Source organism: Enorma burkinafasonensis (assembly GCF_902150035.1).
GTDB lineage: Bacteria > Actinomycetota > Coriobacteriia > Coriobacteriales > Coriobacteriaceae > Enorma > Enorma burkinafasonensis.
The window spans coordinates 25,692-33,410 of sequence record NZ_LR597517.1; the positions used below are offsets into that span (position 1 = coordinate 25,692).

Below are 7,719 nucleotides of genomic sequence, written 5' to 3' on the forward strand. Positions count from 1 at the left end.
GGTGCGCACCGGCCCATCTGACCGTAAACCGTACCATGATATACCGAACGGCATCTTCGATAAAGCCCCAGCGTCGCGGACCATAGACGCACCACGCGCATCGTCCGGCGGGCGCTCGGGCGGGTGCGGGCCGGCAGCTGGGAGCGGGCCGCCTACACCTTGAGGACGTCCAGGATCCCCGGAATCTCGTCCACCATGAAGTCGGCGCCCTCCTGCGTGAAGGCGAAGCGCTCCTCGCGCTTGGCGATGACGGTGAGGCCGGCGCGCTTGGCCGCGGTGATGCCGTAGTCGGAGTCCTCCACGGCGATGCAGTCCTCGGCGGGCAGGCCGAGCTCGTCGATGGCATGCAGGTAGATAGCCGGGTTGGGCTTGCTCTGATGGAAGTCCTCGCCGCTCACCAGAAGCTCGAAGCGGTCCTTGATGCCGCACTGCTCGAGCACCTGCACGATATTGTCCTTCGGCGAGGACGAGGCCAGCGCGAGCCGCCATCCCTGCTGCTTGAGGGCGGCGAGTGTCTCGGGCACGCCGGGGTTTCTGATCGTCGCGTAGTCGAAGGTCTCGCCGCCGATCTCGATGAACACCTCGTGGTCGATCTCGCGGCCGGAGCGCTTCTCGCCCGTCGCGCGCTCCCACCACTCCGAGAACATGCGGCGGCTGTCCTGGCCGGACGCGCCCGCGATGATGTTGTACTCCTCGTCGGTGACCGGGATCCCGTGCGCCGTGAAGTAGGTGCGGATGGCATCCTGGTAGACGCGCTCGCTGTCTACGAGCACGCCGTCCATGTCGAAGATGATCGCCTTCTTGTCGGTGAGCATACGCCCCTTCCCCCTTGATCAGTTCTTGCCGAACGGCCGGAAGATGAGGCCGTTCGAGCGCAGCACTTCCAGATACCGCGGATGCCAGCGCTCCTCCCAGGCGCGCACCCGCTCCTTGAGCTGCGGCGAGACGTAGATGTTGATGGTCGGCACGATGCCTATGTGCTCGGGGTCGCCGTCGTAGGTCACGTAGAAGAACGTGCCGGGCGCGGGCCGGTCCACGCCCTCGACGATGTCCTCCACGACGGTGCACGCGAGCTCCTCGCCCGCATCGGTGAACACCGTGAGGTCGAAGGTGAACAGATGGTGCTTGGCGAGGCAGAAGTCGCGCACATCGCGCAGCGGGGTCACGCGCTCGACGCGCGCGAGGGCGACCTTGCCCGCCGCGACCATCGAGTGGATCATGACCGCCTCGGTATGGCGCACCACGGCGCGGATGGCCACGTAGCAGATGCCGGTGAGCGCGATGAAGATGCCCGCCACCCCGATCATGCTGCCGTCGGCGTAGGCGACGATCAGGTTGTACCCCAAAAACAGCAGCACGGCCAGCGCGAGCACGATGGCGAGCACGATGATGTTCTGGCGTTTGCGGGCAGCTTCGTACATGGACGCTCCTAATCCTTCCGGCCCCGGCCGCGACCGGCCCCGACCTCCGGCAGCGCGAGGCGACGCGCACGCGCGCCGCCCCTGCCGCGCCGGCCTGGGACCCTAGTCCTCCTCGGCCGGATGCTCCGCGCGGAACTCCTCCGTGCGGAAATCGATGACCTTGTTCATCTCGTAGTACAGCGGATGCGAGGGCAGGCTGTCAAGGTCGCTCGACAGCGTGGACGCGACCGTCTGGAACACGGGCAGGCAGTACAGGAAGGTGAAGGGCTCCTCGCCCTCGATGGGCAGCGCCACCACGCGCGGGTCGGCAAGCTCCTCCTCGGAGCAGAGCGCCTCGGGCTTCACGAGGTAGGCGTTGGGCGTCACCTTGCAGAGCGCCTGGTGCACGCGGCGCGCGTGCGCCGTCGTCTCGTCGCCGCCGTCGATGACGAAGGCGGTGTAGCGCGGGCTCAGCTGGAGCGCCGGGCCGTGCAGGAACTCGTCCTGCTCGTAGGCGACCGCGAGCACCTTCACCGTCTCGCCGATCTTGAGCGCGCCCTCGAGCGCCGTGCCGTAGTTGCTGCCGCAGCCGAGCACGTAGACGCGGTCCATCTGCATGAGCTGCTGGTAGACGCGGGCGATGAAGGCGTCGGCGCGCTCGAGCACCGTGCCGTGGGCGGCGATGGCGCGCTCGATGCCCGCGACGCACGCGGCGAGGGTGCCCTCCGCGCCGCCGAGCTCGGCAACACGGGCGGCGAACTGCATGAGGTAGGTGGCGAGCGACATCGGACCGAAGGTCACGTAGCCCACGGCCTCCTCGCCGCAGCCCCAGTTGTAGACCTCGTCGGACACGCGGGCGCAGTCGCAGTCCGTGATGGTGGTCAGTAGGCGCGGCACGGCGCCGGCGGCGGCCACCGCCTTGAGCGCATCGATGCAGTTGACGCTCGCGCCGGACTGCGAGACCACGAGCACGAAGTCGTCGGCGCCGGTGAGCTTTGACTCGTAGTGCGCGAACGTGAACGGGAACACGACCTCGACGGGGATGCCGAGGGTCTGGGCGAGATACGGGCGGGCGCACATCGACGCCGTGTAGCTCGACCCCGAGGCGACGAGCACCAGGCGGCGCCACGTACGCGCGGCGAAGGCCGCCGAGAGCCCGCCGATGAGCTCATCGGCATGCTCGATCTGGCCGCGCACCGCAGCCGGGGTCATCTCGATGCAATCGCGCATGGTCGTCTTGGACATGGGGACCTCCAAGTTCTGCGAAGGGATTCCTGCGAGGGGATTCATGCCGGCCGCGCGTGCCCCTAGCCGGGCTCCGCACGGCCGGCGGTGCGGCACTAGACCGTGACCGTATGCTTGGACACGCCCTCCGGGTGGTCCGGGTCGTAGCCTCGAGAGAGGGAGAGCAGGCAGGCGAACATCTGGGAGATGACCGCGCAGCACAGCACCGCGCGAAGCCCGTCGAACTCGGCGGGGATGACGATCTGCTGCTCCCCCTTCCCAGCGATATCGGGGTCGTTGGTGACGACCGTCGCGAAGATCTTGCGCTCCTCATGCATCCGGTCGAGCAGGTCGACGATACTGTCGTTGGTCTGCCGGTCGGCGATGAAGAAGAGGGCGGGCACGAACCGCTGCGTCGTGGCGATGGGGCCGTGCTGGTAATCGCTCGCCGCATAGCAGCGGGCGTCGAAGTAGCTGGTCTCCTGGATCTTGAGCTCGGTCTCGGTCGCCAGGCCGTAGAGCAGGCCGCGCCCGAAGACGAGCATGTGCGAGCCGTTGCGGTAGGCGGGGATGACCGCGCGCACCTGGTCCTCGAGCTCATAGGAGGCACGGACCACGTCGGCGGCATCGTCGAGCGCGGCGAGCAGCTCCTCGTCGCCCGAGATATAGGCCGCGAGCCCCACCACGAGCACGAGCTGCGTCATGTAGGACTTGGCCGCGGTGATGGAGAGCTCGGGCCCGCAGGCGTTGTTCATGCGCACGTGGCCGATGCCGGCCATGATGCTGCCCGGCTCGTTGGTGATCGAGACGCACACGCCGCCGTCATCGACGCACTTGCGCATGACCTCGTAGCAGTCCTGGGCGCCGCCGGACTGGCTGATGCCCACCACGAGCGCGTGGGAAAGGTCGGGGCCGGCGCCGTAGCAGGTCACCGTCGAGGGAAGCGCGATGGTCGACACCATCCCCGTCTTGGTCTCGAACACGTAGCGTCCCACCTGGGCGGCGTGCTCGCTGCTGCCGCGCGCGGCGAAGACGACGGTCTTGATGCCGCGCTCGCGCACGAGGTTCGCCGCCTCCTGCAGCTTCGCGCGGTTCTCGCGCAGGCAGGCCTCGATGCAGTCGGCCTGCTCGTGGATCTCGCTCCACATGAGCGAGCTGGTGGTGTCCAGATTGAGCACGGTGCTCTCCTTTCGTCGGACACAAAAAGGGCGGACGCGTCTTCGCGCCCGCCCGATACGGTATCGCCCTGGTAGGGCGGGGACGTGCGGCGGAACGGTGCGCGCCCTGGCCATGGTCCTGGGTTCGACCCTAGTTGGGCATGATCTGGTCGATCTTGTCCGTCTTGGTGCTGATCGCGTCGCGGAAGCGCTCCTCGAACAGCGGATGCTTCTCCCAGCGATGCAGGTCGGTCGTCGCCTGGTGGGCGATGATCTGGTAGAACGGCAGCACGTAGAGCGGCATCATGAGCGGCTCTTTGATGTCGAACGGCATGCGGATGGCATGGTTGTCGTCGACGCGGTCGGAGTTGGTCACGATGAAGGCGTGGTCGGTCACTGTGCGCGCCGCGAGGTAGATGTCGACCAGGCGGTCGGAGCCCTCGGTGAGGTGGTCGATGCACACGACGGTGTAGTTGGGCGTGAGCTGCAGGTTGGGCCCGTGGATCCACTCCTCACCCTCGTAGGCGAAGCTCGGGATCTGGATGGTCTCGCCGAACTTGAGCGCGCCCTCGCAGGTGATGCCGTAGCCCTGCAGGAAGCCGCAGTGGTTCACGACGGTCATCGAGGTGAAGTCGGCCTTGTGGCGCTTGTAGAGCTCCCAGGTCTCCTTCTGGATGATCTCGTGGCGGCGCGGGGCGTCGGCCATCTCCTCGAGCAGCGCGGCGCGCTCCTCGGCCGTCACGGTGCCGGTGCGCACGCCGGCCTCGATGGCGAAGAGCATGAGGAACTGCGCGAGGGTGGTCACGCCCTTGGTGACGTAGCCCACGGTCTCCACGCCCACGCCGTAGTCCACGACGAGGTCCGCGTGGTCCTTGAAGTCGGACTCGACGTTGCCGGTGAGGCCGATGGCGGTGATGCCGAGCTTGCGGAGCTCGTCGAGCGCCTCGATGGAGTTGGTGGAGCAGCCGCTCTGCGAGATGACGAAGACGAAGTCGTCCTCATGCAGGTCGTGCTCGCCGTAGATGAAGGTCGACGGGGTCACGATCTTGACCTCGCGCTTGAGGTACTTCCTCATGAAGTAGCGGGCGCACTGCGCGCCGTTGGAGCTGGAGCCGCACGCGACGATCCAGATGGCGTGGCAGTTCTTCTTGGCGTAGAGGTCGACCAGCTCGCCCGTGAGCTCCTCGGCGCGCTCGACGTTGAGCTTGAGCTGGGCGGGGGTCTCCTCGATATAGGTGAGCATCGTGGGGGTTGCGTCTGCCATGGTTCCTCCTGTAGACGAAAGCGGACACGTACCGCAATACATTCTAATACAAGCTAGGTCGCACGGACCCGCTTAGAGCTCCTCGTCCTCGTCGGATTCCGTGAACGGTATGAGCTCGAACTTGGTCGCACCGGTATGCGCCTCGCCGAGCACCTGCTCCGCGAGCTCGTCGATATCGGTCGCGCCGGCATGCGCGAAGTAGGCCGAGATGAGCAGCGCCAGGTTGGTACCGGTCACCACGCGGACGCGCGGGTTCTCGGTCGCGATGGTCGCGGCGGCCTTGAAAGGCGAGCCGCCCAAGATGTCCGTGCACACGAGCACGCCCGCGGCGTCTGCGAAGGAGTCGACGGCGGTGGCGATCGCCGCCTCGAGCTCCTCGGGTGCCTGCGTGCCCTCGTAATCGATGACCTTGACGTCTTGGAGCGTGCCCGCGAGCAGCTCGAGCGCCGAGGTCACTCCCGTCGCGAAGTGCGCGTGTCCCGTGACGATCAATCCGATCATGTCATTCATCCCTTTCCTGGAACGAACCGTCTACGATGTCGAACGCATGGCCGAAGCCGCCCGCCTGCGCGCAGGCCTCCTTGGCGTGCGCGGCGGCCGCCGCAAGGGCGTGCTCAACCTGCCCCGCCGCGATGGCGGCGCCCTTATGCCAGCCGGAGGCGATGAGGTCCAAGACGAGCGCCGTGATGAAGGCGTCGCCCGCACCCATGGTGTCCGCCGCGGAACCCTCGGAGCGCAGGCCCTCGTAGACGGCGCCGCCGGCGCAGAAGAGCGGGGAGTCCGCCCCGCGCGTCGCGAGCACGGCGCAGCCGATGCCCATCCGGTCGATCTCGGCGAGCACCTCGTCGCGGCTCATCCCGCTCATCGAGAACTGGGCGATATCGACCGCGGGAAGCACCTGCGCTAGGTACTCCGGCGTGCGGTACTTGTCCTTCTCGCCGAAGTCGAAGACCACGATGCCCGGCACCCCGGCGAGCTTGGCGACCTCTTCGGGCATCTTGGCGTTGCAGCTCGTGAGGATCGCGTCGAACGTGGCGGCAAACTCCACGAGCTCCGGCGTGAGCGCGAGCGGTCCCGCCCAGTTTTCACCCAGGTCGTTGCGCTTCCAGTGCCGCTCACCGTCGATGACGTCCTCGATGCAGCACTTGGTCGTGCTCGCCCCGGGACGCGGGCAGTGCGCGGCATCGACGCCCTCGCGGACGAGGACGTCCATCATGGTCTCGCCCTTGGCATCGGTGCCCACGTTCCCCAGATAGGCGGCCTCGGCCCCCAGGCGGGCGGCGTTCACGGCGACGTTGACGGCGTTGCCGCCCGGGTAGGCCAGGTCCATGTTCTCGTAGACGTCGAAGACGTTGTCGCCGAGCCCCAGGACCCTCATCAGTACTCGACCGTCCTGTAGTAGCGGCGGATGTCGAGCGAATGGCCGGTCAGGTGCTCCATGTTCTTGGAGATGCGCTGCAGCGCCGCGTTGGCGACGACCGGCCCCAGAAGCGGACGGAACTCGTCGGAGATGCCCGGCAGGTCGAAGTCGGCCATGTCGATGACGAAGTGCTTGTCGGAGTACTGCTCGATGAACTTCTTCACGCGCAGGTCGAGCGCACGGGTCGCGCCTTCGCTCACGAGCAGGGTAACGCTCGTGTCCTTCTCGACGAGCTCGAGCGTGCCATGGAAGAAGTCGGGGCTCGAGACGGACTTGGTGCGGATCCACTGGCTCTCCTCGAGCACGCACATGGCGTAAGCGTAGCAGACCGGCCACAGCTCACCGGAGGCGATCCAGATGTTGTACGGGTCGTCATGCGTGGCCTTGCAGTACTCGATGGCGCGCGCATCGAACTGCTTGCGTACCGAGACGAGCGCCGCGGGCAGGTTGGCGAGCTCGTCGGCGAACTTCGCGTAGGCGTCGAAGTAGCCCTTGTTGGCGAGGATCTTGCCGATGATGAGGTAGAGCACGAACTCCTGCGGGCGGCCGTCGCCGTAGACGAAGGTGTAGTCGCTCAGCTCCTCGAGCGGCGAGGCCGGCTTGCCCACGACCGAGACGATGGTGACGCCGCGCTCGCGCAGCCACTTGGCCGCCGCGACGGTCTCCTTCGTGTCGCCGGACTTGCTCGACATGAAGACGAGGGTGTCCTCAGAGATCTGGTTGTGCCCGGTGAGCACGAGCACGCCCGAGAGCACCGAGAACACGGGGATGTCGCTCATCTGGTCGATGAACGTCGCGAATGGGTCGAGCATGGCCTGCGATCCGCCGGAGGAGGACAGCAGGATGTTCTTGAAGCCCTTCTCGCAGATGGCGTCGGCGATGCCCTCGAGCTCGGTGCGATGGCTGTAGATGCGATCCCCTTGGGCGAGCAGGGCCGCCTCATCGAACGTGACCATATCCATGATGTCTCCCCTCCGCCGCGCTCCCCCGCACGGCTTCGATCTGGTCGCGCACGGCACCGCGCCGTGCGCTGAGCGGACGCCACCGCTCGGTATAAGACATTATAGGACAACCATACAACATAATACAGGTTGTCATACATTCACCGCGAGCGGTCCGTTCACGTCCCTTGATTATCAACTTTATCCGAACACCTCCCACATTCATCCGCACATGTGCGGATGAATGTGGGAACCCGATACCCTGAGGGCCGGATCGGCCGGCCCCGGGAGATCGGAGGACGGCATGTCCGGA

Annotated in this window: 8 protein-coding genes; all 8 read right to left on the bottom strand. The window is 66.6% G+C overall.

Annotation, left to right across the window (positions count from 1 at the left end; translation table 11 throughout):
• Positions 1-152: 152 nt before the first annotated feature.
• The gene (locus FS885_RS08280; RefSeq protein WP_144744591.1) at positions 153-815 is read right to left on the bottom strand and encodes an HAD family hydrolase; all 663 of its coding nucleotides are present in this window, start codon (positions 813-815) and stop codon (positions 153-155) included.
• A gap of 18 nt (positions 816-833) precedes the next feature.
• Complete coding sequence (locus tag FS885_RS08285; protein ID WP_144744592.1) at positions 834-1,421, bottom strand: hypothetical protein; 588 nt, start codon at positions 1,419-1,421, stop codon at positions 834-836.
• A 102-nt stretch (positions 1,422-1,523) separates the two neighbouring features.
• Entirely contained in the window at positions 1,524-2,645 is a 1,122-nt protein-coding gene (locus FS885_RS08290) for an SIS domain-containing protein (protein ID WP_186365829.1), read from the bottom strand.
• A 95-nt stretch (positions 2,646-2,740) separates the two neighbouring features.
• A complete protein-coding gene (locus FS885_RS08295; protein WP_186365830.1) occupies positions 2,741-3,802 on the bottom strand; it encodes an SIS domain-containing protein in 1,062 nt (353 codons plus the stop codon).
• 130 nt (positions 3,803-3,932) lie between these two features.
• The gene (locus tag FS885_RS08300; protein WP_144744595.1) at positions 3,933-5,045 is read right to left on the bottom strand and encodes an SIS domain-containing protein; all 1,113 of its coding nucleotides are present in this window, start codon (positions 5,043-5,045) and stop codon (positions 3,933-3,935) included.
• Between the two features lie 72 nt (positions 5,046-5,117).
• Positions 5,118-5,546, bottom strand: a complete 429-nt coding sequence (locus FS885_RS08305) for a PTS sugar transporter subunit IIA (protein WP_186365831.1) — start codon at positions 5,544-5,546, stop codon at positions 5,118-5,120.
• Between the two features lies 1 nt (position 5,547).
• Positions 5,548-6,423, bottom strand: a complete 876-nt coding sequence (locus FS885_RS08310; RefSeq protein WP_144744597.1) for a PfkB family carbohydrate kinase — start codon at positions 6,421-6,423, stop codon at positions 5,548-5,550.
• On the bottom strand, positions 6,423-7,427 hold the full coding sequence (locus FS885_RS08315; protein ID WP_222419900.1) for an SIS domain-containing protein: 1,005 nt from the start codon (positions 7,425-7,427) through the stop codon (positions 6,423-6,425). The genes FS885_RS08310 and FS885_RS08315 overlap by 1 nt, the downstream gene beginning before the upstream one ends.
• Positions 7,428-7,719: the final 292 nt, after the last annotated feature.